This window comes from Peterkaempfera bronchialis (assembly GCF_003258605.2).
Taxonomy (GTDB): Bacteria; Actinomycetota; Actinomycetes; order Streptomycetales; family Streptomycetaceae; genus Peterkaempfera; species Peterkaempfera bronchialis.
In genome coordinates this window covers 1,409,530-1,433,401 of the sequence record NZ_CP031264.1, presented here as the reverse complement: position 1 = coordinate 1,433,401, position 23,872 = coordinate 1,409,530, and the positions used below count along the sequence as shown (strand labels likewise).

19 protein-coding genes and 1 pseudogene are annotated in these 23,872 nt (G+C 74.4%); 11 read left to right on the top strand and 9 right to left on the bottom strand.

Going from position 1 to position 23,872, the window contains the following annotated elements:
- The first annotated feature begins 443 nt into the window (after positions 1-443).
- The 3 genes from C7M71_RS33135 (at position 444) to C7M71_RS06235 (ending at position 4,467) form a co-directional block, all read left to right on the top strand.
- Positions 444-2,141 carry a discoidin domain-containing protein gene (locus tag C7M71_RS33135; protein ID WP_407675973.1) on the top strand — a complete coding sequence of 566 codons (1,698 nt, stop codon included), beginning with the start codon at positions 444-446 and terminating at the stop codon, positions 2,139-2,141.
- 117 nt (positions 2,142-2,258) lie between these two features.
- Entirely contained in the window at positions 2,259-3,311 is a 1,053-nt protein-coding gene (locus tag C7M71_RS06240) for a LacI family DNA-binding transcriptional regulator (protein WP_111493203.1), read from the top strand.
- 103 nt (positions 3,312-3,414) lie between these two features.
- Complete coding sequence (locus C7M71_RS06235; RefSeq protein WP_111493207.1) at positions 3,415-4,467, top strand: DUF1996 domain-containing protein; 1,053 nt, start codon at positions 3,415-3,417, stop codon at positions 4,465-4,467.
- A 108-nt stretch (positions 4,468-4,575) separates the two neighbouring features.
- On the opposite strand, the gene C7M71_RS06230 is transcribed toward C7M71_RS06235, so the two are convergent.
- The gene (locus C7M71_RS06230) at positions 4,576-5,202 is read right to left on the bottom strand and encodes a malonic semialdehyde reductase (protein ID WP_456107172.1); all 627 of its coding nucleotides are present in this window, start codon (positions 5,200-5,202) and stop codon (positions 4,576-4,578) included.
- A 76-nt stretch (positions 5,203-5,278) separates the two neighbouring features.
- Here C7M71_RS06230 and C7M71_RS06225 point away from each other — a divergent pair, with 76 nt between their 5' ends.
- Positions 5,279-5,617 carry a winged helix-turn-helix transcriptional regulator gene (locus C7M71_RS06225; RefSeq protein WP_111493199.1) on the top strand — a complete coding sequence of 113 codons (339 nt, stop codon included), beginning with the start codon at positions 5,279-5,281 and terminating at the stop codon, positions 5,615-5,617.
- Positions 5,618-5,643: 26 nt separating this feature from the next.
- Here C7M71_RS06225 and C7M71_RS06220 read toward each other — a convergent pair whose 3' ends face one another.
- The 5 genes from C7M71_RS06220 to C7M71_RS06195 form a co-directional block, all read right to left on the bottom strand.
- Positions 5,644-7,149, bottom strand: a complete 1,506-nt coding sequence (locus C7M71_RS06220; RefSeq protein WP_111493197.1) for a phytoene desaturase family protein — start codon at positions 7,147-7,149, stop codon at positions 5,644-5,646.
- A 289-nt stretch (positions 7,150-7,438) separates the two neighbouring features.
- A complete protein-coding gene (locus C7M71_RS06210; RefSeq protein WP_111494227.1) occupies positions 7,439-8,074 on the bottom strand; it encodes a DUF4126 domain-containing protein in 636 nt (211 codons plus the stop codon).
- A gap of 401 nt (positions 8,075-8,475) precedes the next feature.
- A complete protein-coding gene (locus C7M71_RS06205) occupies positions 8,476-9,066 on the bottom strand; it encodes a TetR/AcrR family transcriptional regulator (protein ID WP_111494229.1) in 591 nt (196 codons plus the stop codon).
- A gap of 29 nt (positions 9,067-9,095) precedes the next feature.
- Positions 9,096-11,330 (bottom strand): YhgE/Pip domain-containing protein, encoded by a 2,235-nt coding sequence (locus C7M71_RS06200; RefSeq protein WP_111494225.1) that lies wholly within the window; start codon positions 11,328-11,330, stop codon positions 9,096-9,098.
- A complete protein-coding gene (locus C7M71_RS06195; protein WP_111494223.1) occupies positions 11,317-12,048 on the bottom strand; it encodes an ATP-binding cassette domain-containing protein in 732 nt (243 codons plus the stop codon). Before C7M71_RS06195 ends, C7M71_RS06200 begins: the two co-directional genes overlap by 14 nt.
- Positions 12,049-12,280: 232 nt before the next feature.
- Here C7M71_RS06195 and C7M71_RS06190 point away from each other — a divergent pair, with 232 nt between their 5' ends.
- From C7M71_RS06190 to C7M71_RS06165, 7 genes and pseudogenes are all read left to right on the top strand, one after another.
- Positions 12,281-12,628: a DUF6504 family protein gene (locus tag C7M71_RS06190; protein ID WP_111494221.1), complete on the top strand. Its 348-nt coding sequence runs from the start codon at positions 12,281-12,283 to the stop codon at positions 12,626-12,628.
- A 92-nt stretch (positions 12,629-12,720) separates the two neighbouring features.
- Positions 12,721-13,359, top strand: a complete 639-nt coding sequence (locus tag C7M71_RS06185) for an SAV_6107 family HEPN domain-containing protein (RefSeq protein ID WP_407675972.1) — start codon at positions 12,721-12,723, stop codon at positions 13,357-13,359.
- A gap of 67 nt (positions 13,360-13,426) precedes the next feature.
- Positions 13,427-13,699: pseudogene (locus C7M71_RS33130) on the top strand (PHP domain-containing protein); the annotation flags it as partial.
- Positions 13,700-13,734: 35 nt separating this feature from the next.
- Positions 13,735-16,986, top strand: a complete 3,252-nt coding sequence (locus C7M71_RS06180) for a DNA polymerase III subunit alpha (protein WP_407675869.1) — start codon at positions 13,735-13,737, stop codon at positions 16,984-16,986.
- Positions 16,987-17,095: 109 nt separating this feature from the next.
- Positions 17,096-17,848: a methyltransferase domain-containing protein gene (locus tag C7M71_RS06175; RefSeq protein ID WP_162824151.1), complete on the top strand. Its 753-nt coding sequence runs from the start codon at positions 17,096-17,098 to the stop codon at positions 17,846-17,848.
- A 162-nt stretch (positions 17,849-18,010) separates the two neighbouring features.
- Positions 18,011-19,342 carry a DNA polymerase IV gene (gene dinB / locus C7M71_RS06170; protein WP_111494181.1) on the top strand — a complete coding sequence of 444 codons (1,332 nt, stop codon included), beginning with the start codon at positions 18,011-18,013 and terminating at the stop codon, positions 19,340-19,342.
- A 221-nt stretch (positions 19,343-19,563) separates the two neighbouring features.
- Complete coding sequence (locus tag C7M71_RS06165; RefSeq protein WP_111494179.1) at positions 19,564-19,947, top strand: DUF3040 domain-containing protein; 384 nt, start codon at positions 19,564-19,566, stop codon at positions 19,945-19,947.
- 111 nt (positions 19,948-20,058) lie between these two features.
- Here C7M71_RS06165 and C7M71_RS31495 read toward each other — a convergent pair whose 3' ends face one another.
- The 3 genes from C7M71_RS31495 to C7M71_RS06155 are packed head-to-tail and all read right to left on the bottom strand — an operon-like array spanning position 20,059 to position 23,872.
- Entirely contained in the window at positions 20,059-20,487 is a 429-nt protein-coding gene (locus C7M71_RS31495; RefSeq protein ID WP_229758567.1) for a hypothetical protein, read from the bottom strand.
- A gap of 11 nt (positions 20,488-20,498) precedes the next feature.
- Positions 20,499-22,493, bottom strand: a complete 1,995-nt coding sequence (locus tag C7M71_RS06160; RefSeq protein ID WP_229758566.1) for a transglutaminase family protein — start codon at positions 22,491-22,493, stop codon at positions 20,499-20,501.
- Positions 22,490-23,872 (bottom strand): DUF58 domain-containing protein, encoded by a 1,383-nt coding sequence (locus tag C7M71_RS06155; protein ID WP_111493803.1) that lies wholly within the window; start codon positions 23,870-23,872, stop codon positions 22,490-22,492. The genes C7M71_RS06160 and C7M71_RS06155 overlap by 4 nt, the downstream gene beginning before the upstream one ends.

Below are 23,872 nucleotides of genomic sequence, written 5' to 3'. Positions count from 1 at the left end.
GCTACTGGCCGTCCTTCCGCGCCCTGGGCGCCGGCTACCGGGCCGCCCCCTCGACCTGGCCCGGCGTCGGCGAGCTGGACATCCTGGAGAACGTCAACGGCCGCAGCCAGCTGTCGGCGACCCTGCACTGCGGCACCGCCCCCGGCGGCAACTGCAATGAGTACGACGGTATGACCAGCGGCCTGGCCAGCTGCACCGGCTGCCAGACCGGCTACCACACCTACGCCACCGTCATCGACCGCACCCGCTCCGACGAGCAGATCCGCTGGTACCTGGACGGCGCGCAGGTCTGGCAGGTCAACGAGAGCCAGGTCGGCACCGCCGCCTGGAACGCCGCCGTGCACCACGGCTTCTTCCTGGTGTTCAACCTCGGCATCGGCGGCTCGTACCCGGACGCCGTCTGCGGCTGCACCACCCCGGCCGCCGACACCTCCTCCGGCGGCGTGCTCAGCCTGGACTCGGTCACCGTCTCCCGTACCACCGGCACCGCCCCCGCCCCGCTCACCGACCCCGCGGTGCCCACCGGCGGCAGCAAGGTCCAGGTCACCGGCTCCCAGGGCAACTGGCAGCTCACCGTGGACGGTAAGCCGTACCAGGTCAAGGGCCTGACCTGGGGGCCCTCCAATGACACCGCCGGCGCCCGGATGCGCGACCTCAAGTCGATGGGCGTCAACACCCTGCGCACCTGGGGCACCGACGGGGGCAGCAAACCGCTGCTGGACACCGCTGCCGCCTACGGGCTGAAGGTGGTCAACGGCTTCTGGCTCAACCAGGGCGCCGACTACGTGGGCGACACCGCGTACAAGGAGAACACCCTCGCCGACATCAGGAAGTGGGTCACCACCTACAAGGACCACCCCGGCGTGCTGATGTGGGACGTCGGCAACGAGGTGCTGCTGACCACGCAGGACCACTACTCCGGCGCCCAGATCGAGCAGCAGCGCATCGCCTACGCCAAGTATGTGGAGCAGGTGGTGCAGGCGATCCACGCCGTCGACCCGAACCACCCGGTGACCTCCACCGACGCCTGGACCGGCTCCTGGGTCTACTACAAGCAGTACACGCCGAGCCTGGACCTCTACGCGGTGAACTCCTACGGCCAGGTCTGCGGGGTCAGGCAGGACTGGGCGGCCGGCGGCTACACCAAGCCGTACATCGTCACCGAGACCGGTGAGGCCGGCGAGTGGGAGGTGCCCAACGACGCCAACGGCGTCCCCACCGAGCCCTCCGACATCGCCAAGCGCGACGCCTATGTGTCCGCCTGGGACTGCATCAAGGGCCACACCGGAGTGGCGCTGGGCGCCACGATCTTCCACTACGGCAATGAGAACGACTTCGGCGGCGTCTGGTTCAACATCGTGCCCAGCGGCTGGAAGCGGCTGGCGTACTACTCGGTCGTCAAGGACTACGGCGGCACCGCGCCGTCCAACACCCCGCCGGTGATCAGCAGCATGACGGTCGGCGGCGCCACGGCGGTGGCGGCCGGCTCCACCTTCACCGTCTCCGCCTCGGCGAGCGACCCGGACGGCGATGCCATCCGCTACCAGCTGATGTACTCCACCAAGTACGTCGACGGCGGCACCGGACTCCAGCAGGTGACCTTCACCCAGACCGGGGACGGCCGGTTCTCGGTGACCGCGCCCAAGCGGCTCGGGGTGTGGAAGGTCTATGTCTACGCCTACGACGGCCACGGCAACGTGGGCATCGAGACCCGCTCCTTCCGGGTGGTGGCCGCCACCCCGAGCGGGACCAATGTGGCGCTCTCCAAGCCCACCACCGCCTCCTCGTACCAGGCCACCGGCAACGGGGCGCCCTTCCCGCCGTCGAACACCACCGACGGCAAGTGGGACACCCGCTGGGCCAGCGACTGGAGCGACCCCCAGTGGGTCCAGGTGGACCTCGGGAAGACCACCGCCGTGCGGCATGTGCAGCTCGGCTGGGAGGCGGCCTACGCCAAGTCCTATGACCTCCAGGTCTCGGACGACGGCAACACCTGGCGGACCGTGTACTCCACGTCCACCGGGAGCGGCGGGGTCGACGATGTCGACGTCACCGCCTCCGGCCGCTACATCCGGGTCTATATGACGCAGCGGGGGACGGCCTACGGCTACTCGCTGTACGAGTTCGGCGTCTACGCCTGAGCCGATCCCGTCCGGCCTGGAGCGGGGTACGGCGGCGCGGTACCGACCGCCGCCGTACCCCGCCCGGTCTGCGGCTTTGCCTCGGAGAGCGCTTTCCGAGCGTGGTATAACAGCTCCATGACCAGCAGCCGTCCGGCGGGGCCACGCCTGCCGACCCTCGAAGACGTCGCCCGGTCCGCCGGAGTCTCCCGGGCCACCGTCTCCCGGGTCGTCAACGAGACCCGCAATGTCGACCCGGAGATCCGCAAGGCCGTGCTGGCGGCGGTGGCGGCCACCGGCTATGTGCCCAACCGGGCGGCGCGGTCGCTGGTCACCCGCCGCACCGACGCCGTCGCCCTGGTCTTCTCGGTGCCCGAGGTCCACGCCGAACAGGACCCCTTCCTGGGCCAGGTCTTCAGCGACCCCTTCTTCGGCCGGATCGTCGGCGGGCTGCTCACCGTCTTCCGCCCGCGCGGGGTGCATCCGCTGCTGATGCTCGCCGACTCCCCGTACAGCCGCACCGCCCTGCTCGCCGAGCTTCAGCAGCAGCGCATCGACGGCGTGGTGCTGGTCTCCATCGCCCCGGGCGACCCGCTGCCCCGGCTGCTCACCGAGACCGAGGTGCCCACCGTGCTCTTCGCCCGGCCGACGACGCCCGTCCCGATCAGCTATGTCGACGTGGCCCACCACGCCGGCGCCCGGCTGGCCACCGAGCATCTGCTCGCCCGGGGCTGCCGGCATATCGCCACCGTCTCCGGCCCGCTGGACGCCCCGGCCGGACAGGACCGGCTGGCCGGCTTCCGCGAGGCCATGGCCGAGCACGGGCACGCCTTCGCACCCAGCGTGGAGGGCAACTTCACCCAGGACGGCGGGGAGCGGGCCATGGCGCGGCTGCTGGCCGAGCACCCGCAGACCGACGGCGTCTTCGTGGCCAACGACCTGATGGCCCAGGGCGCCCTGCTGGCGCTGCGCGACCGGGGGCGGCGGGTCCCCGAGGATGTCGCGGTGGTCGGGTTCGACGACAGCAGCGCCGCGCTCGCCGCCCGGCCGCAGCTGACCACGGTGCGGCAGCCGGTGGAGGACATGGCGGCCGAGATGGCGCGGCTGCTGCTGGACCGGATCGAGCGGCCGGACCAGCGGGTGACCTCGGTGATCTTCAAGCCGGAGCTGGTACGGCGGCAGTCGGCCTGAAGCCGTCGGCTCCCAGAGCATTGACATGTCCGCGAAATGGCCAGGAGACTGAGACTACCTTGGAGAGCGCTTTCCCATGTTCGTCCACGACATGGAGGCTCACATGTTCCGCCGACCCCCCTTCCTCTCGGGGGCACTCGCCGCCGCCCTCGGCGGCCTGACCGCGCTTGCCCTGATGGTCGCCCCCGCGACCTCGACCGAAGCCGCGTCCACCCCGGCGGCCCCCGCCGCCCCGGCTGCGCACGCCGGGCACGCCGCGATGGCCGCGATGGCCATGCCCGACGGGAACTACATCCCCGCCAACCCCCCGGTGACCGGCGTGGTCCCCTCCACCGCCAACCCCCCGCACCGCTACTTCCACGAGTTCCAGGCCAACTGCTCGGTCACCCACCGGGCCCCCGACGACCCGATCGTCTTCCCGGGGCAGCCGGGCGCATCGCATGACCACACCTTCATGGGCGCCAACAACACCAACGCCTACTCCACCGTCGACTCCCTGACCGCCGGTGGCACGGCGTGCAAGGTGCCCGGTGACACCTCGGGCTACTGGGTGCCCACCCTGTACAACGGGGACAAGGTCATCACCCCGGTCGGCCCGCAGACCATCTACTACAAGACGGGAGTGATCGACTACACCAGCGTCCGCCCGTTCCCCAAGGGGCTGCGCTTTGTCGTCGGCAGCCCGACGGCCACCGCCGCGGAGTTCCGCGCCAACCCCGGCTATGTGGCCGGCTGGGAGTGCGGTGACAGCTACCACAACATCGACTTCCCGGGGAGCTGTCCGGCGGGCAGCCAGCTGAACATCCGCCTCCAGGCGCCCAGCTGCTGGAACGGGAAGTACCTGGACACCCCCGACCACAAGAGCCACATGGCCTACCCGGTCGACGGCATCTGCCCCGCCGACCACCCGGTGGCGCTCCCGATGGTCGAGTTCAAGATGGCCTTCCCGGTGGACGGCAACATGTCCCAGGTGCACCTGTCGAGCGGGGCTGCCTACAGCTACCACTACGACTTCTTCAACGCCTGGGACGACGCCACCCTGGCCGCGATGGTCAAGCACTGCATCGTCGGCGGCCTGCAGTGCGACGCCCGTGGCTACGACCAGGAGCACCCCGAGGCGGGCGCGGCGCTCAACGACCAGTACCGGCTGCCGTGACCGCCTGAGCACACCCTTCGCCGAGCCGGCCGCCCCGGGAACCCCGGGGCGGCCGCCCGTATTCCGGGTCGCGCTGTTTCCGGTCGCGCTGTCCCCGGGTCGTGCGGGTCAGGCCCAGCGCAGGGCGTCGGAGTGGTCGAGCCGGGGCAGCCGGTCGAACCAGGGGTTCTCGCCGGGGTGGCCGATGTTGACCACCAGGAGCGAGCGCCACTGCCCGTCGGGGAAGAACTCGGCGTCGAGCGCGGCGGCGTCGAAGCCGCCCATCGGCCCGGCGGCGAGGCCCAGCGCCCGGACGGCGAGCACAAAGTAGCCGGCCTGGAGCGCCGCGCTGAAGCGACCGGTCGACTCCCGCATCTCCTCCTGGGCCTCGAACACGTCCTTCAGCTCCGGCCGGAACGGCAGCAGCGTCGGGATGTGGTCATGGAACCGGGTGTCCATCGCCAGCACCGCCACCGCCGGGGCGGACTCGGTCTTGGCCCGGTTCCCCTCGTTCAGGTGCTGGACCAGCCGCTTGCGCCCCTCGTCGGTGCGCACGTACAGCACGCGCAGCGGCTGGACGTTGGCGGCGGTCGGCGGCCACTTGGCCAGCTCCCATATCCGGGACAGCTCGTCGTCGGTGACCGGCGTCGGCGCGAAGCTGTTCGCCGTCCGGGCCTCGGTGAACAGCAGGGCGCGGCCGGCGTCGTCCAGGAGGTCCAGGGCGGGCGGTACGGCGGTGCCGGAGTCCGTGGTCACAGTACTCTCATCTCCCTTGCTACTTCGAAAAAACGAGCAACGGTGCCGAGAATAGCAGGCCCGGTAGGATGGCGGCATGGAGAGGCGACGCGGCGAAGAGCACGAGCCGCGAGCGTGCGATGCCGCGCTCAGGCGTGCGTTCGGCTTCCTCGGCAAGCGCTGGAACGGCGTGCTGCTGGGCACCCTCATCCAGGGCCCGGCCGGCTTCGCGGACCTCAAGCGGGCCGTGGCGGGCATCAGCGACTCGGTGCTGTCCGACCGGCTCACCGAACTGGCCGGGGCCGGTCTGGTGCGGCGCACCGTCGAGCAGGGGCCGCCCGTCGCGGTGGTCTACAGCCTGACCCCGTCCGGGCATGCGCTGCTTCCGGCCCTTGAGGAGCTCACCAGCTGGGCCGAGGACAACCTGCCGGGCTGAGGGCGGTCAGCCCGGGGAAGTGCGGCTCAGGGGGTGCCGATCAGGGCCGCGGTGACCGCCGCCGACATCCCGGCGCGGGGCAGCCCGCCGCCGGGGTGCGCCGAGCCGCCCGCCAGATAGAGGCCGGGCAGCGGGGAGCGGTTGGGGGCGGCCAGGAAGGCGCCCCCGGCGCCCGCCAGCGCCGGCCCGGGTACCGAACCGCCCGGCGCCCCGGTCTCCCGTTCGACCTCGGCCGGGGTGCGTACCTGCCGCCAGAGCACCCGGTCCCGCAACCCCAGCCCGGCCGCCTCCACCTGGGCCTGCACCAGGTCCGCGTACTCCTCCGCCCGGCCCGGCGCGTCCCAGTCCACCGCCCCGTGGCGCGGCACGGTCACCGTCAGCGAGACGGCCTCATGGCCACCGTCCGGCCGCAGCGCGGGGTCGTCGGGCCGCAGCACCTGCACGGTGGGCCGCTCGCAGAGCCGGGCGGCGGGGGCGAAGAGCGCGTCCAACTCGTCCGCCGGATCGGCCGCGTGGACGACCGTACGGTGCGCGGTCCCCCCGGGGCGGGCGCCGCGCAGTGCCAGCAGCACCGTGAACCGCCCCGGCTGCGGCTCCGACAGCGGCTCCGGCAGCGGCGGACACTGCTCCTGCCGCTCCCCGCCGACCAGCCGCTGCCCGTACAGCGCCCGCACATCCACGGCCGAGACCACCAGGTCGGCGTCGATCCGGCTGCCGTCGGAGAGTTCCACCCCGGCGGCCCTGCCCTCCCGCACCACCACCTCGGAGACCGCCGCGTGGAAGAGGAACTCCGCCCGCCGCCGCTCGCAGCGCGCGTACACCGCGTCGGCCAGCGCCCGCATCCCACCGGCCACGTACCAGACGCCGAAGGTCTGCTCCATATACGGCACCACCGTGAGGCTCGCCGGGGCCCGGCGCGGGTCCAGGCCGAAGCGCAGCGCATACTCGGCCAGCAGCGCCGACGGCCCCGGCTGCCCGCCCAGCTCCCGGCGGGCCACCCGGGCCAGGGTGGGGCCGCCGCCGAGCAGTCGGCCCAGGGTGCTCCGCCGGTCCGGGTACGGGTCGGTGTGCAGGGCGGCGGCGTCCCCGGTGAGCGGTTCCTCCAGCAGCGGGCGCCGGGTGGCCTCCCACACCTGCCGGCCCCGGTCCATCACGGCCCCCCACCGCTCGCCCGACCCGGCCCCGAATGCCTCGTCCAGCGCCCGCACCACCCCGGCTCGGGAGGCATTGGGCAGCAGCAGCTCGGTGCCGTCCGGCAGCAGATGGCGGCTCTCCGGGTCGACCGGGGAGAGTTCGACCAGGTCCTCCAGCCGCTCCTTGCCGGTCTTCAGCGCCAGGTCGCGGTAGACCGCCGGGAGGGTGAGCAGCGTCGGCCCGGTGTCGAAGGCGAACCCGTCCCGTTCATACCGGCCGACCATGCCCCCGTATGTCCCGGACGCCTCGCACACCAGCACCCGATGGCCGACCGTGGCCAGCCGCGCGGCGGCTGCCAGCCCGCCCATGCCTGCACCGATGACCACGATCTTTGCCATGGCCAACGATCCTAGGGGAGCCGGGTGGGGGAGTCGGGGCGGGGCGTCGGGGTGAGGACCTGGGGGAGCCAGGTGGGGTCGGCGGGTGTGGAGACCGGGGCCGGGTGGGGAGTCGGGGCGGGGCGGTGGGGTGTGGAGACCGGGGCCGGGTGGGGAGTCGGGGCGGGGCGGTGGGGTGAGGACCGGGGCCGGGCGGGGGAGTCGGGGCGGGGCGGTGCGGGTGAGGAGCGGGTGTCTGCGCGGGCGCTGGATACGGCGCGGCAGGGGTGACGGCTGGGCCGGTATGTGGTCAGCGGGGCGGGCCGGAGTCGGTGTAGGGGGGTGGTGCGGGGGCGGCGGCGGTCCGCTGGGTGCGGCGTTCGCGGCGGCGCTGGAGGAAGCGGCGGATGCGGGAGACGGCGAACCAGACCAGCAGGATGCCGATGAGCATCAGCACGCCCGCGACGGAGGCGGCGAGCAGCGGATGGAAGACCGCGAGGATGACGACACCGGCGACGGTGGCGTCCTCCAGCAGGCTGACCGCGATATTGCTGGCGGGCTCCGGGGAGGTGTTGACCGCCATCCGCAGTCCGGCCTTGGTGAGGTGGCTGACCAGGGCGCTGGTGCCGCCCATCGCCCCGGCGGCGAGTTCGCCCAGGGAGCCGTCGGCCTGGTCGGCCAGCAGCGCGCCGACGACGGCGCCGGACACCGGGCGGACCACGGTGTGCACGACATCCCAGGCGGAGTCCAGGTAGGGGATCTTGTCGGCCACCACCTCCAGCAGGAAGAGCACGGCGGCGGCGATCAGGACGTCGGTGCGCTCCAGCGCGGGCGGCACCGAGTCGGCGCCGCCGAACCGGCCGAAGAGCCCGAGCAGCAGCACCACCGCATAGGCGTTGATCCCGCTCGCCCATCCGCTGGTGAAGATCATCGGGATGATCGACACGCCCGTCTCCCTGCTTCCGAAGTGCTGCCGCCGACACAGCGTAGGTGAGGGGGAGACGCCTCCCGGGGAAGCGGCGGTTCCGGTGAGCACGGGTACTCAGAAGTACTCGGCTGCGGCTTTGAGTAGTCCGACGGATACGCCGTGACCTGGCGGGACGGGAGAGTGGTGGCACCGGGACGGCGGGCCGCGAGGCACCGGCCGCCCGGAGCGCGACGGACACCGCCCGCCGGGGACGGGAGCCCGCGAGCCCACGGGGGGACACGGGGGCGAGGGGGGAGCGGGGCTCCACGGGGGCCCGGCCGGGTGGGACCGCCGCGCTGGAGCCGACCGCGGGTTCCGCACCGCCGACACGGGGCGGCGGAGCGGAACCCGGCGGCGGCCGACCGGTCCCGGCAGAGCGGTCAGGCGCTGATCCGGCCGTGGAGCAGGCGGACCAGGGCGGCGTGCACGTCGGCGATGTCGCGTTCGGGTTGGAAGGCGAGCCAGTCCAGGGCCACCACCAGGACCATGCCGAAGAGGGCGGAGGCGGTGAGCCGGGTGTCCAGGTCGGGGGCGAGTTCGCCCTGGCGTACGGCGTCGTCGAGCACGTCGGCGACCACCGAGACCGCCTCGTCGCGCAGCAGCCGCAGGGTGTCGTGCCAGGCCCGGTTGGTACGCCAGGTCTCGGCCACGAAGAGCTGGGCGAAGGAGGGGTAGGCGGCGATGAACTCCAGCCCGGCCCGGACCATCGCGTCCAGGGCCTCCAGCGGCGGCCGGTCGGCCGCCGCGCCGCGCAGCGAGTCGGTGAGCAGGCCCACCCCGTGCCGCAGCAGCCCCTCGAAGAGTTCCGTCTTGCTGGCGAAGTTGTAGTAGACGGTGCCCTTGGCGACCCCGGCACGGTCGGCGATCTCCTCCACGGTGGTCGAGGAGAAGCCCTGCTCGGCGATGAGGGTCACGGCCGCCTCGTACAGCTTCTGCCGGGTGGCGCCGCGTCGCGTGCTGCTGCTGCTCATGGTGGCATTGTCGCGGGTGCGGGCGGCGGTCACAGGGCCAGCTCCGGGTGGAGCCGGGAGAGCGACCAGACCTGCCTGCGGCGGGCGGTGAGCGCGGTGAGGGCGAGCGCGGCGGCGAGGAAGGCGGCCAGTACCGCGCAGCCGGTCCAGACCGGGCCGAGATCGCCGCCGCTGATCAGCCGGCGCAGACCCTGGACCACATGGCTCATCGGCAGGAAGGGATGCAGGGCGCCGAAGAACCGGGGGCTGGTCTCCACCGGGTAGGTGCCTCCGGCCGAGGTCAGCTGGAGCATCAGCAGGGCGAGGGCGAGCAGCCGTCCGGCCGGGCCGAAGCGGGCGTTCAGCCACTGCATCACGGCGGTGAAGCAGCCCACGGTGAGCAGCAGATAGCCGACCACCCCGGCGGTGCGCGCGGTCTCCAGGCCGACTCCCCAGTGCAGTACCGCCAGCAGGGCGCAGCACTGGAGGACGCCGATCCCGGCGGCGGGCAGCCAGCCGGCCAGGGCGATCCGCCAGGAGGGGGCGTTGGCGGACAGCGCCCGGGGGCTGAGCGGGCGCAGCAGCATATAGCTGACCATGGCGCCGACCCAGAGGGCGAGCGGGATGAAGTACGGGGCGAAGCCGGTGCCGTAGTTGGGCGCCTTGTTGAGCTCGTTCCTGGCGAGCTGGACGGGGTCGCTCATGGCGGCGGCGCGGGCGTCGCGCTGCGCCTTGTCGTACGCGGGGATCTGGTCGGCGCCGTCGTGCAGGCCGCTGGCCAGGGTGCCGGAGCCGTCGGAGAGTCGGCCGAGGCCGCTGTCCAGCTGCTGGGCGCCGTCGGCCAGGGTGGCGAGGCCGGAGTCGAGGCGCTGGGCGCCGGTGGAGAGCTGGTAGAGCCCGCCGCTGAGGGACCGGGCGCCGTCGGTGAGGGTGGCGAGGCCGGTGTCGAGGGTCCGGGCGCCGCTGAGGGCCTGGCCGGTGCCCTTGCTGAGTTCGGCGGACCCGGTGGCGAGCCGGTGCACTCCGGTGTTGAGGCGGTTGACGTCGGCGACGGCGGTGTCGAAGTCCTTGGCGAGGCCGGGCCTGGAGAGCTGCCGGGCGAGCCGTTCGACCCGGGTGGCGTCGGCCGCCAGCTCGTCCAGCCGGGGGGCCATCCGCTGGACGGCGGCGTCCAGCTGCCGGGCGGTGTCCAGGACCTGGTGAGCGGCCTGGTCGGCCTGGGCCAGGGCGGCGCAGTCGGTGCCGTCAGTACGACATTGAGCGTAGAGGGCGTCCAGCCGGTCGGCGGCGGCGCGGGCGTCGGCGAGGGCCTTGGCGCCGGCGGCGGGCAGTTTGGCGAGGTTGCCGGAGATCTCGTGCGCGGCGTCGGCGATCAGCTTGGCGGAGGCGCTGATCTGGTCCGGGTACTCGTGCAGCAGGGGTGAGACGTCCTTGGCGAGCGGGTTGACGGCATCGGCGAGGCGCTGGGTCCCGGCGGCGGCCTCCTTGCTGCCGGAGGCGAGCTGCTGCGCGCCGTGGTCGAGGTCGGCGAGGCCGCCGGCGAGGGCGCTGCTGCCCTGTTTGGCCCGGTCGAGGCCGGCGGCGAGCCGGTCGGCGCCGCTGCGGGCGTCCCTGCTGCCGGCGGCGAGTTCGCCGGCGCCCTGGTGGGCTTGGCCGGTACCGGTGGCGAGCCTGCCCGCGCCCTGGTGGGCCTGGTCGGCGCCGGAGTGGAGCTGGTCGGCGCCCTCGGCGGCCTTGGCGGTCCGGTCGTGCAGGTCGGAGAAGCCGATGAAGATCCTGTCGTAGAAGCCGCCGGACGCCTTGGCGGAGGTGGCGGCGCGGACCTCGGTGAAGACCGACCGGGAGATCTGGCCGACGATGTAGTTGTTGGCGTCATTGGTGCTGACCTGGAGGGAGCCGTGCTCCGGGTGGTCGCTGTCGCTGGAGCCGATGTTCCGGCTGAAGTCCTGCGGGATGGTCAGCGAGAGGTAGTAGCGGCCGGAGGCGACACCGGCTGCGGCCTCCTGCGGGGAGGTCTCCCGCCAGTCGAAGACATGACGCTTCTTCAGTTCCTCGGTGAGCTGCTGCCCGGCGTCGATCCGGGTGCCCTGGACGGTGGCGGCGCGGTCCTGGTTCACCAGGGCGACGGGGAGCCTGTCCAGGCGGCCGTACGGGTCCCAGAACGACCAGAGGTAGAGGGCGCCGTAGAGCAGGGGGAGCAGCAGCAGGGCCACCATGGCGGCGCGGGGGAGCCGCCCTCGGGCGAACCTTCGCAGCTCCAGGCGGGCCAGGCTAAACGCGCGCATCGGTGGCTGCTCCCTCGTCCTTTGCTGCTGCTTCCTCGGTGGCGCCCGGCAGGTGCACCGTCAGCCCGGCCAGGCCGTCCGCTGCGGCGGCGTCGGTGGTGGCGGCCAGTACGGTGACGCCGCTGCGGGCGACCTGGTGCAGCAGCTGCCAGGCGGCGGCGCGGTCGGCGGTGTGCAGCCGGTCGTCGGTGTCGTCCACGCAGAGCAGCCGGGGGCGGCCGGTGAGGGCGAGCCCGGTGGCCAGCCGCAGCATCCAGAGTCCGTCCAGGTCGCGTACGGGGGTGCGCGGGCCGTGCGGCAGCCGGTCGACGGCGAAGCCGGTCCTGGCCAGGGCCTCGGTGACCTGCTGGTCGCGGCGGCCCGGCAGGGAGAGCATCGGGGCGTGCAGCTGCCGGCGCTCGCGGATGTGCTCGCCGACGGTGAGCGCCGGGTCCAGCTGGTTGACGCCGGGTACCGGGCCGAGGGCGGAGATCCGCCGTACCTTCGCCGCCTGCCGGGGCAGCCGCAGCCCGTCCACGGTGGCGCTGCCCTCGGTGGGGCGCATCCGTCCGGCGAGGGTGAGCAGGAGCGAGGTCCGGCCGGAGCCGGCGGGGCCTTCGACGGCGATCAGGGTGCCGGGCCGGGCGGTGAAGTCCACCCCTCGGTAGACCCAGCCGCGCGGGCCGCGCAGGGAGAGGGCCCGGGCCGCGACGGCGGCACCACTCTCGGGGTCGGTCATCGTCTCTTCCCTCACTTTTAGACTGACTGGTCAGTTCAAATATAGCTCCGCTCCGGGGGTGTTGTCAGTGGTGCCGTTCACCATGGGGGAGGTGCGGGCCATCCGGGTCCGTAGCAGCAGGCCGAGGAGGGGAATGGCGTTGACGCGAAGTCCGCGCAGGGGGTTACCCTGGCAATGTTCGAACGAAAGTTCGAACAAGGGAGGTCGGCACGAGGACCAGCAAGGAGGCACGATGACCAGGCGGCATGCGGACCCGGTCGAGGTCCGGGGCACCGGCGACAGGCCCACGCACTTCCTCTGGCGCGACCGGGTCTACGCGGTGCGGGAGGTGCTCGGCCACTGGAAGGAGAGCGGGCCATGGTGGGAGGAGGCCCGGCGGATCGGCGCGTCCGGCGCCGCCGGGCGCACCCGGCCGGTGGCCGAGGCGCCGCCCACCTCGGCGCTCGGCCGCTGCATCCGTACCGAGCGGGAGGTCTGGCGGGTCGAGGCCAGCCCCGGCCGGGCCTTCGCGGTGGGCGTGTACGAGCTCAGCCGCGACCCGGAGGCGGGCCGGTGGACCCTCACCCGGACCACGGACTGAGGGGGGCGGAGCAGATGACGATCGCCGGTGGCGATGCCCGCATCCTCCGCCTGGGCGGCGGCCCGCCCGACGGGATCTTCCCTCAGCCGCAGTTGCCGCAGCAGCCACAGCCACAGCAGCAGTCCGGTCGGCCGGTCGGCGGCTATGGCGTCCCCTACCGGCGCCCGTCCGACGTCCACCCCGTGCTGCGCAGGGCCGCCGCCCCGCCCGCCGCCCTGGACCTGCTGACCCAGGCCCACCGCACCCTGGCCGGGGCCCGCGCCTGCGAGGACCCCCTGGAGCGCTATGCCGCCGCCCACCTCGCGGCGCTGCGCACCTCAGCCGCCGTACTCGCCGTGCGCGGCCGCCCGGAGAAGAACCCCCGGCGGCGCAAGGCCATCCGCAGCGCCTGGGAGGTGCTGCCCGAGGTCGCCCCCGAACTGGCCGAGTGGGCGGTGTACTTCGCCGCCGGCGCCCGCAAGCGCGCCGCCGCCGAGGCCGGTATCCAGGGCGCCGCCAGCCCGCGCGACGCCGACGACCTGGTCCGCAACACCGCGCTCTTCCTGCGGATCGTCGAGCGGCTGCTCTCGCTGCGGCCCGCCGTACCCGCCCCCGCCCTCCCGCTCGGGGACCTCGGGGACCCCGACAACCCCGGCGACCCCGACGACTTCGACGACTTTGACGACTTCGACGACTTCGACAGCCGCGACGCCGGGGAGGGAGGAGGCCCCCCGATGCCCAGGACCGGCTGAACCCCCGACCCGCACCCTCTCCACGGGAGTCCCCTTGAGCACCACCGACTCCTTCACCCATCTGCATGTGGCGTCCGGCCACTCGCTCCAGTACGGGACCTCCGCACCCGAGGTCCTGGTCGAGCGCGCCGCCGAACTCTCCATGCCGCTGCTCGCCCTCACCGACCGCGACGGCCTCTACGGCGCCGTGCGCTTCGCCAGGGCCTGCGACCGGGCCGGGATACGCCCCGTCCTCGGCGCCGACCTCGCCGTACGGCCGGACGGCCCCCAACCCCCGCCCGCCACCACCCCCGCCCGCGGCGGCCGGGCCGTCGACCCCCGGCTGCCCAGGGTCACCGTGCTGGCCCGTGGCGGCCGGGCGGGCTGGGGCGCCCTGTGCCGACTGGTCAGCGCCGCCCACGGCGCCGACCTGGCCTCCGCCGCCGACCTGGCCGCCCCGCCGCCGACCCGGCGGCCGTCCGCCGCAGGCCCGCCATCACCCCCGAGACGATCACCCGTCAACTGGCCGCCGCCGACGCCTTGGACGGCGACCTGCTGGTACTGCTCGGCCCCGGCTCCGATGTCGGCCGCGCCGCCGCCGCAGGCCGCCCCGACCTGGCCCGCGCACTGCTGCGCCGCTGGCGCGAGCGGGCCTGCGGCGCCGACCTCGCCGTCGAGGTGGTCCACCACCTGGCACCGCCGGGCCACCCCCATGCGCTGCCCGTCGCCGCCCGGATGCTCGGCCTGGCCACCGAGGCCGGCCTGCCCGCCGTCCTCACCAACGCCGTCCGCCACGCCCGCCCCGAGGACGCCCCCGTCGCCGACATCCTGGACGCCGCCCGCCGCCTGGTCCCGCTGGACCGCCGCCACCGCGACCGGGCCAACGCCGAAGGCCACCTCAAGTCCGCCGCCGAGATGGCCGTGGTCGCCGAGGAGGTCGCCCGCGCCGCCGGATACGGCCCCGCCGAGGCCCGCAGCCTGCTCACCGGCACCGCCGACCTCGCCGCCGGCCTCGCCCTCGACCCCTATGCCCACCTCGGCTTCGGATCGGTGCGGATGCCCGAACCGGCCGTCCTCGGGGTCGCCCCGGAGCGCGCCGCCGCCGAACTGCGCGCCCGCTGCGAGGCCGGACTGGTCCGCCGCTACGGCTCCGCCGCCGGAGGTCCGGCCGCCCGCGACCGGCTGGACGGCGAACTCGCCCTCATCCGCCGCCTCGGCTACGAGGCGTACTTCCTCACCGTCGCCGAGGTCGTGGAGATGGTCCGGGGCCTGGGCATCCGCTGCGCCGCCCGGGGCTCCGGCGCCGGCAGCCTGGTCAACCACCTGCTCGGCGTCTCCGGCGTGGACCCCCTGCGGCACGGCCTGCTGATGGAGCGGTTCCTCTCCGAGCGGCGCACCGCACTGCCCGACATCGACCTGGACGTGGAGTCCGCCCGCCGCACCGAGGTGTACCAACGGCTGCTGGAGCGGTTCGGGCCCGCCCGCACCCTCTGCGTCTCCATGCAGGAGACCTACCGCGCCCGGCACGCCGTACGCGACGTCGGCGCCGCCCTCGGCCTGCCGCCCGAGGAGATCGACGCCGCCGCCAAGGCATTCCCGCACCTCCGCGCCCGCGACGTCCGCGCCGCCCTGCGCGACCTGCCGGAGCTGCGCTCCTCCCGGCTGGACGAGGGCCTGTTCGCCGTCCTCTTCGACCTGGTGGAGAAGTTGGACGGGCTGCCCCGCCACATCGCCCTGCACCCCAGCGGCATCCTCCTCTCCGACCAGCGGCTGCGCGACCTCACCCCGGCCGAGATCAGCGCCCAGGGCTTCCCGATGAGCCAGTTCGACAAGGACGACGTGGAGGAGATCGGCCTGCTCAAGCTGGACGTCCTCGGCGTGCGGATGCAGTCCGCCATGGCGTATGCCCTCACCGAGATAGCCCGCACCGAGCAGACCGACGTCGACCTGGACGCCGTCCCCCACGACGACCCCGCCGCCTTCGAGCTGATCCGCTCCACCCGCACCCTGGGCTGCTTCCAGATCGAATCCCCCGGGCAGCGCGAGCTGATCGGCAAGTTCGGCCCGCAGACCTTCGAGGACCTGATCGTCGACATCTCGCTCTTCCGCCCCGGCCCGGTCAAGAGCGACATGGTCACCCCCTTCCTCAACGCCCGCCAGGGCTGGACGCGGGCCGAGTACCCGCACCCCGACCTGGAGCCCGTGCTCGCCGAGACCGAGGGCGTGGTCGTCTTCCACGAGCAGGTCATCAGGACCGTCGCCGTGCTCACCGGCTGCTCGCTCGCCCGCGCCGACGAGGCCCGCCGCGCCCTGGGCAGCCCCGGCGGGCAGACCGCCGTCGGCGACTGGTTCACCACCGCCGCCGACCGGCGCGGCTACCCCCGCGCCGTGGTGGAGCGGGTCTGGGAGGTGCTGCGGGCCTTCGCCTCCTTCGGCTTCTGCAAGGCGCACGCCGCCGCCTTCGCCCTGCCCACCTACCAGTCCGCCTGGCTCAAGGCCCACCACCCGGCGGCCTTCCTGGCCGGCGTCCTCACCCATGACCCGGGGATGTACCCCAAGCGGCTGATCCTGGACGACGCCCGGCAGCTCGGCATCCCCGTGCTGGGCCCCGACGTCAATGCCTCGCACGCCGACTACCGGGTGGAGCGCACCGCCGACGGCACCCTGGGCATCCGCATCGGCCTCGCCGACGTCAAGGGCATCAGCGACGCCGAGACCGCCCGCATCACCGCCGCCAGGGAGGGCGCCCCCTACACCTCGCTCGCCGACTTCCGCCACCGCGCCCAGCCCTCCCAGCCCACGCTGGAGCGCCTGGTGCACGTCGGCGCCCTGGACCCGCTGCACGGGATCGGCCCCGGCGACACCCCCGGCCCCGACGGCCGCACCCGCCGCGACCTGCTGCTCGACGCCATGGAGCCCGACCGCACCCGCCCCCGCACCGGAGCCCGCACCCCCGGGCCCGGCCAGCTCGCCATCGAGGGCGCCCCGACCGGTGTCGAACACCCCGACCGGGCACGGCGCGGCGGCCTCCCCCCGGTCACCGACGAGGAGCGGGTCCGGGCCGAGATCGAGGTCCTCGGCCTGGACTGGAGCAGCCACATCATCGCCCTCTACGAGCCCTTCCTCGCCGAACTCGGCGTCACCCGCGCCCGCGACCTGCTGCGCACCCGCAACCGCGCCGAGATCCTGGTCGCCGGGGTGAAGGTGGCCACCCAGACCCCGCCGGTGCGCACCGGCACCCGGGTCGTCTTCGCCACCCTGGACGACGCCACCGGCCCGATCGACCTGGCCTTCTTCGAGCGCGCCCAGCAGTCGTACGCCGCCACCGTCTTCCACTCCTGGCTGCTGCTGGCCCGGGGCACCGTCCGCCGCACCGGCCTGCGCGGCGTCTCCCTCACCGCGAGCGCCGCCTGGGACCTGGCCGCCCTGCACGGGCTGTGGCAGCAGCACGGCATCGCCGCCGTACGGGATCTGCTCGCCGCCCCGCCCCAGCCCGCCACCGCTTCGGCCGGGCCGACCGGACACCGGGTGCTGGTCCACCCCAGCGGCTTCCGCCAGTCCCCGTACGCCGACCTGCGGCCCCCGGGCGAACCGGTCAAGGACGCCCCGCGCAAGCTGTGGCACTCCAGCCCCGGGAGCCCGGGATGAGCCGCGCCGCGACCTGCCCCTTGACCTGCGCCGCCGCGTGGCGCACCGCCGCCCGCCCGGACGTTCTAAGGTGGAGCCGTCCCGCCCCGCCGTGCCGAGGAGTCCTTCCGTGTACCCGACGCGTCCCCGCAGCTCCCTGCGTACCGCCGTGGTCTGGGAGGTGCTGCGCGAAGCCCTCGACCGCCGGGCCGCGGAGCAGGACCGCCCGGTGCTCGATGTACTGGACACCGGCGGCGGCACCGGCAACTTCGCCGTGCCCGTCGCCCGCCTCGGCCACCGCGTCACCGTGGTCGACCCCAGCCCCGACGCCCTCTTCGCGCTGGAGCGCCGCGCCGCCGAGGCCGGGGTCACCGACCTGGTCCACGCCGTGCAGGGCGACACCCAGACCCTGGCCGACCTGGTCGAGCCCGGCAGCACCGATGTGGTGCTCTGCCACGGCGTGCTGGAGGTGGTGGACGACCCGGCCGAGGCCCTGGGCTGCCTCACCGCGGTGCTCCGCAAGAGCGGCCTGGTCAGCCTGCTCGCGGCCAACCGCGACGGCGCCGTCCTCGCCCGCGCCATCGCCGGCCACTTCACCGAGGCTCGGCACGCCCTGGAGGGCGAGTCGGGCCGCTGGGGCGCAGGCGACCCGATGCCGCGCCGCTTCACCGCCGACGAGCTGCGCCGACTGGCCGACGCCGCCGGGCTGCATGTGTCCTCCGTCCACGGCATCCGGGTCTTCGCCGACCTCGTCCCCGGGGTGCTGGTCGACAGCGAGCCCGGCGCCCTGGAGGCGCTGCTCAGGCTGGAGGAGGCCGCTGCCCAGCAGCCCGCCTTCCACGCCGTGGCCACCCAGCTGCATCTGCTCGCCGAACTCCGCTAGCCCCACCCACCGGACAGCCCCCACACCGGGCCCGCCGGGCACGGCCCCCACGCCGGGGGCGGCCTGCACGCCGGCGACGGCCCCCACGCCGGGGACGGCCCCCACGCCAGGGACGGCTGGTACGCCAGGGACAGCCGGTACAGCCCGGACGGCGGTGGCGTCATGACCGCCGCCGTCCTGCTGGTCGACCTTGACGCCTTCTACGCCTCGGTCGAGCTGCGCCGCCGCCCCGAGCTGCACGGCCGCCCCGTCGTCGTCGGCTCCGCCGGTCCGCGCGGCGTGGTGCTCTCCGCGACCTACGACGCCCGCGCCTGCGGTGTGCACGCCGGTCAGCCGGTCGGCCGGGCCCGCCGACTCTGCCCGCAGGCCGTACTGCTGCCGCCCGACCACGAGGAGTACGCCCTCGCCTCGGCCGGGGTGATGGAGCTGCTGCACGCCCTGGCCCGCAGGGTCGAGCCGGTCTCCCTGGACGAGGCATACCTCGACCTGGCCGGAGTCCCGGGCGGCCCGGTCGACCTGGCCCGGCGCATCCGGGCCGGGATCGCCACCGAGCAGGGCATCACCGCCTCCGTCGGCATCGGCCCCAGCAAGCTGGTCGCCAAGCTGGCCGCCACCACCGCCAAGCCGGACGGCCTGCGGGCGGTGCCCCCGGCCGAGGTGCCCGGCTTTCTGCGCCCGCTGCCCGCCACCGGCCTGCCCGGGGTCGGCGAGCGCACCGCCGAGCTGCTGCACCGCTTCGGCCTGCACACCGTCGCCGACCTGGCCGACACCCCCCGCGCCACCCTGCGGCGGATGCTGGGCGCCGCCGCCGGAGACCAGCTGCACCGCTTCGCCCAGGGCATCGACGAGCGGCCGGTGGTGCCGCACCGCGCCGAGCGCAGCCTGGGCGCGGAGCACACCTACCCCGCCGACACCGACGACCCGGAGACGGTCGAGCGCACCCTGCTGGCGCTGGCCGGTGCCACGGCGGCCCGGCTGCGCGCCGCGCACCTGGCGGCCCGCACCGTCACCCTCAAGGTCCGCTTCAGCACGTCCCGTACGGCCCCCGGCACCCGGGCGGGGAGCAGCACGCTCACCCGCTCCCGCACCCTGCCCGAACCGGTCGACCTGGCCCGTGACCTCTACGCGGCAGCCGCCGCGCTGCACCGGGGGCTCCATCTCCAGCGGGCCCGCATCCGCCTGGTGGGGGTGCGCGCCGAGGGTCTGGTCGCCGCCGGCGGCCTCGCCGTGCAGCCCGCCCTGGGCGAGCGGGAGCACGGCTGGCGCGAGCTGGAGCGGACCGTGGACGCGGTCAGCCGCCGGTTCGGCGACGGTGCCGTCCGGCCCGCAAGCCTGCTCGGCCGCGGCGGCTCCGATCCCGCCGGTCAGGCCGGGCACGCCCGGGCCGCCCCGCCCGTTGGAGGGTCAGCGGTGCACCCTGCGGGGGATCCCACGGGAGAGTGGTCCAACGCACCTTCGACCGGCGCCTTCACAAGAGGTCGGCGGACCGTATGATCTGGGTAAAGCAACGAAGCATGACAGCCAGGTGCATGGGGCATATGGACCACATCAGGGCCCGGATGGCATGGCGGAGTCGCAACCGTCCGGATCCGCGCCGTAGCTGTCTGCACTGGGGTGGGTTCCACGGAGGCGACTCCCTGCCTATCCTGAAGGGACTCGCCACCCCGTCAGGGGTGGCGGCGGTCGCCCCCGCGACCGACGAGTAGGAGGACTCCGTGCCGCTCTCGGAGCACGAGCAGCGACTGCTCGAGCAGATGGAGCGAGCGCTGTACGCCGAAGATCCCAAGTTCGCGACAGCGCTTGAGGGAACCGGACTGCGCACCTACACCCGCCGGCGTGTCTACCTGGCCGCCGTGGGGTTTGTGGTGGGTATCGGCCTCCTGATGGGGGGCATGGTCGCCCAGATCGTGCCGGTGAGTGTGATCGGCTTCCTGGTGATGCTGGGGTGTGCCGTCCTGGTCGTCACCGGATGGAAGCGCGTACCGCGCGGTGGTGGCGACGGCTCCCGCCCAGCACCCGCCGCGCGTCGCCGGGCCGGGATGATGGACCGCATCGAGCAGCGTTGGCAGCGGCGCCGCGACGAGCAGCAGGGCCCCTGACGGGCACCGCGATCGCCGATCCGATGTGAAGGCGGCGGGTGGACAGAGACACTCTGTCCACCCGCCGCCTTCACATGCCCTTCACGTCCCTCGCGGGCGCAAGCCCATCTCTCAGCCGCGCCGCCGCCGCCACCACAGCAGCCTGCCGACGGCGGCGGCCGTTCTCCGCCGCACCGTCCACGCGGCCTCCTGCACCGTTTCCCGCCCGGCCGCGAACCGGTCCGCGACCCGCCAGGCCAGCCGCGCCGACGACGGCGGCAGCAGCACCGCCCGCACCCGGGCCCGCCGTCCGGCCGCGACCCGCAGGCCCTCGCTGGCCGTGCGGACATCCCGGCCCAGCTCGGGGGAGGGCTGCGCGGTACGGGCGTACAGCACCTGCTCGGTGGCCAGCGCCACCCGCCCGGCCGCCTCCCGGGGCTCGCCCTCCAGCGGCGCCGCCGCCGCGATCCGGGTGACGGTGCGGCGCGGGGTCTCCGCGTCGTCCGGGGTGATGCCCAGGTCCCAGGCCGAGTCCACCAGTTCCTGCCAGGCGGCGAGCACCTGCGCGTCCGTCAGCTCCGCCGACTGGACAGCCGCGCCCCCGCCGCCGGACCCGCTGCCGGACCCCGGCCGCAGCCGGGCCCTGCGCACCCGGGCCCGCCACACCATCGGGGTGAGCAGCAGCGCCAGCAGCAGCCCCCGAGCCCGATGCCCGCCAGCAGACCGGCGGTCGGCCAGGACGACTGCTGCGGGGCGCCCGGCCGCACGGCCGCCTGGTCACCGCCGCACTCGCCCAGCTGCCGCTCCTTGCCGACGCACGACGGGTCGGCGCTCGGTCCGGCCGACGGCCGGCTGGACGGCTTGGGCGCCGGCTCCTGCCGGTCGCCGCCGGGCGTGGCCGGGGCCTGCTCCTCGGCGTAGTCGGGGGTGGTGCCCCGGCTGGGCGTGGGCTCGAAGCGCAGCCAGCCGGCCCCCTCGAAGTACAGCTCGGGCCAGGCGTGGGCGTCCTTGCTGCCCACCACCCAGGTGTCGCCGGATTCGAGGCTGCCCGAGGTGAAGCCCACCGCCACCCGGGCGGGGATGCCCAGCGCCCGTGCCATCGCCGCCATGGTGGCGGAGAAGTGCACGCAGAAGCCCTCCTTGTCGCGGAGGAACCTGGTGATGGCGTTGACGCCGGTGCCGGCCTCCACCTCGGTGTCATAGGTGAACTGGCCGGAGTGGGCGAACCAGTCCTGGAGCGCCACCGCCTTGTCGTACGGGGTGGCGGCGTCCTTGGTCACCTGGAGCGCGGTGGAGCGCACCACCGGCGGCAGGTCGGCGGGCAGCCGGAGGTAGCGCTGGGCGATGTCGTCGGGCGGCGCCGGGGCGTCGCGCAGCTGCTCCGCGCTGGGCTCCAGCTCCAGGCTCCGGACCACATACGTCAGTCCGAGGGTCTTCTGCCCGTTGTCGCCCACCAGGGTCCGGCTGTTGGGCTCGAACCGCCAGCTGCCGTCCACGTCGACCTGGGAGGCCGGGTAGGGCATGGGGAGCCACTCCTGGCTCAGATGGTTGCCGATCGCGATCCGGGTGGTGACCTCGGCGCGGTCGACCGCGCCGGAGAGCCCGGTCGGGTTCGGCAGAGGCGACGGTACGTCCTCGACCTTCTGCTGGGAGGGCTTCCAGTCGACGCCGTTGAACTCGTCGGACACCGCGACCCGGATGTACATGTCCCCGGCGTGCCGTGAGGTGGTGGTGTAGCGCAGCTGCTCGATGTTGGCCGGGCGGTTGAGGTCCGCCTGGAGGGAGACCACCGGGTTGATGGCGGTGATGGTGCCGCCGCCCTTGCCGTGCCCATGGCCGAAGCCGCCGCCGACCAGGCCGTCGCCCAGACCGGGCAGGAAGACCGGCACCAGCAGCGCGACGGCCAGTGCCACCACGCCGATCCGGTGCCCGGAGCGGGTGAGCGGGGTCGGCCCGGCGCCGCTGCGGCGGGGGCCGTGGAAGACCCGCCCCCAGCGGGAGAGCCGGTCCTGGCCCTCGGCGAAGAGCACCGTCAGATAGCCGCCGGCGGCCAGCAGGAACCACAGCCAGGACGGACCCCGGTCACCGAGGCCGGACCCCACCGAGTACAGCGCCAGCAGCGGCAGCCCGGCGAGGGCCGCCCGGCGGTAGGTGACGGCGAGGGCGTCCACCGCCACCGCGATCAGGGCCACCGAGCCGACCAGCACCAGCCGCAGCCCGGCGGTGTCCGGGGCAGGCGTCCCATAGACGTTGATGTCGTCGAAGCCGTTGCGCAGCACCTGGCTCAGCGCGTTCAGCGCGGCCGGTCCGGGCAGCAGCCCGTACAGCGCCGCGCCGCGCGCAAAGCCCAGCACCAGCAGGTACAGCAGCACCACCAGCTGGGCCGCGACCACCAGCGGGCGGGGCAGCGCCAGCCGCCGGACGAGCGCACCGGCCCCCGCCATCACCCCCACCAGGAAGGCGGCGTGCAGCAGCCAGCCCGCCGGGGAGACCAGCGGCGCCAGGCAGAAGGACACCAGCAGTACGGCCGCCGCCGAGCACAGCGTCAGCCGGGTACGGCCCGTCACGCCGGACCCCCCTCTCCCTCGGTCCGCGGTGCCGCGCCCCCGGAGAAGCTCGGCATGCCGCCCCCTCCTCCCGGGCCCGGCTGGGCGTCGCGGTCGGCCAGCCGCCACAGCGTGGCGGCGGAGTCCCCGGCACCGGCCCGCAGCACGGTCCAGCCGGACTCGCGCAGCAGCCGCTCCCCGGTGTCCACCTCGGCGGCGGGTACGGCGGGCAGGACATGCCGCAGGCCGGTCCAGGTCCCGGTGTCCAGCAGGAAGGCGACGGCGGCGCCGGTACGGCGGCGCAGTCGGCCGAGCCGGGCCGCCTGCTCCTCGTCCAGCGACCCCAGGACGGCCACCAGCAGCCCCTCGCCGCCGAGCCGCAGCACCTCCTCGGCGCGGGCCAGCCCGGCGCCGTCCGACAGCTGCACCACCGCCAGCGTGTCCAGCAGCAGCCCGGACACCTCGGAGACCGCACCGCCGGTGTGCGCGGCGCCCGCCTCCGGCACCGACAGGCCGGTGTCGGTGAGCAGCCGCACCGCATAGCCGCGCTCCAGCAGGTGCACGGCCACCGAGGCGGCGGCGGAGACCGCCCACTCGAAGGAGGAGCCCGGACCGGTACCCCGGTGCCCGATGTCGCGGGTGTCCAGCAGCACCGTGGCGCGCGACCGCAGCGGCTGCTCCTCGCGGCGCACCATCAGCTCGCCGTAGCGGGCGGTGGACTTCCAGTGCACCCGCCGCAGGTCGTCGCCGTGCCGGTAGCCGCGCGGCACCACGTCGTCCTCACCGGCCAGCGCCACCGCCCGGGAGCGGCTGTCGCCGTAGCCGCCGGACTCCCCGGGCAGCCGGACCGGCGGCAGCGGCTGCACCTGCGGCACCACGGTGAGGATGTCGGCGGTGGTGAAGGCGCGGGTCAGCTCGCACATCCCGAACGGGTCGGAGAGCCGCAGCTGGAGCGGCCCCAGCGGATAGCGGCCGCGCAGGTCGGAGCGGACCCGGTAGGAGACCTCGCGGTGGCCGCGCGGCTCCACCCGGTCCAGGACGAAGCGGGGGCGCGGGCCCAGCACATACGGCACCCGGTCCTCCAGCATCAGCAGGCCGGTGGGCACCCGGGAGACGTTGTCCACCCGCAGATGCACCCGCGCCTCCTGACCGGCCGGCGCCCGGTGCGGGGTCAGCCGCCGGCCGCTGGCGACCCGGTAGCGGGTGCGCAGCAGCAGGACGGCGGAGGCCACCGGCAGCACGGCCAGCAGGATGCCGACCCGCAGCAGGGCGTCCTGCCCCAGCAGATAGGAGCAGAGCACGGCGGTGAGACCGGCCGCGAGAAAGGAGCGGCCCCGGGTGGTCAGCCCGCGCAGACCGGTACGGAGACCCGAGGGGTTGTCCGGGCCCTTCGGGGCCAC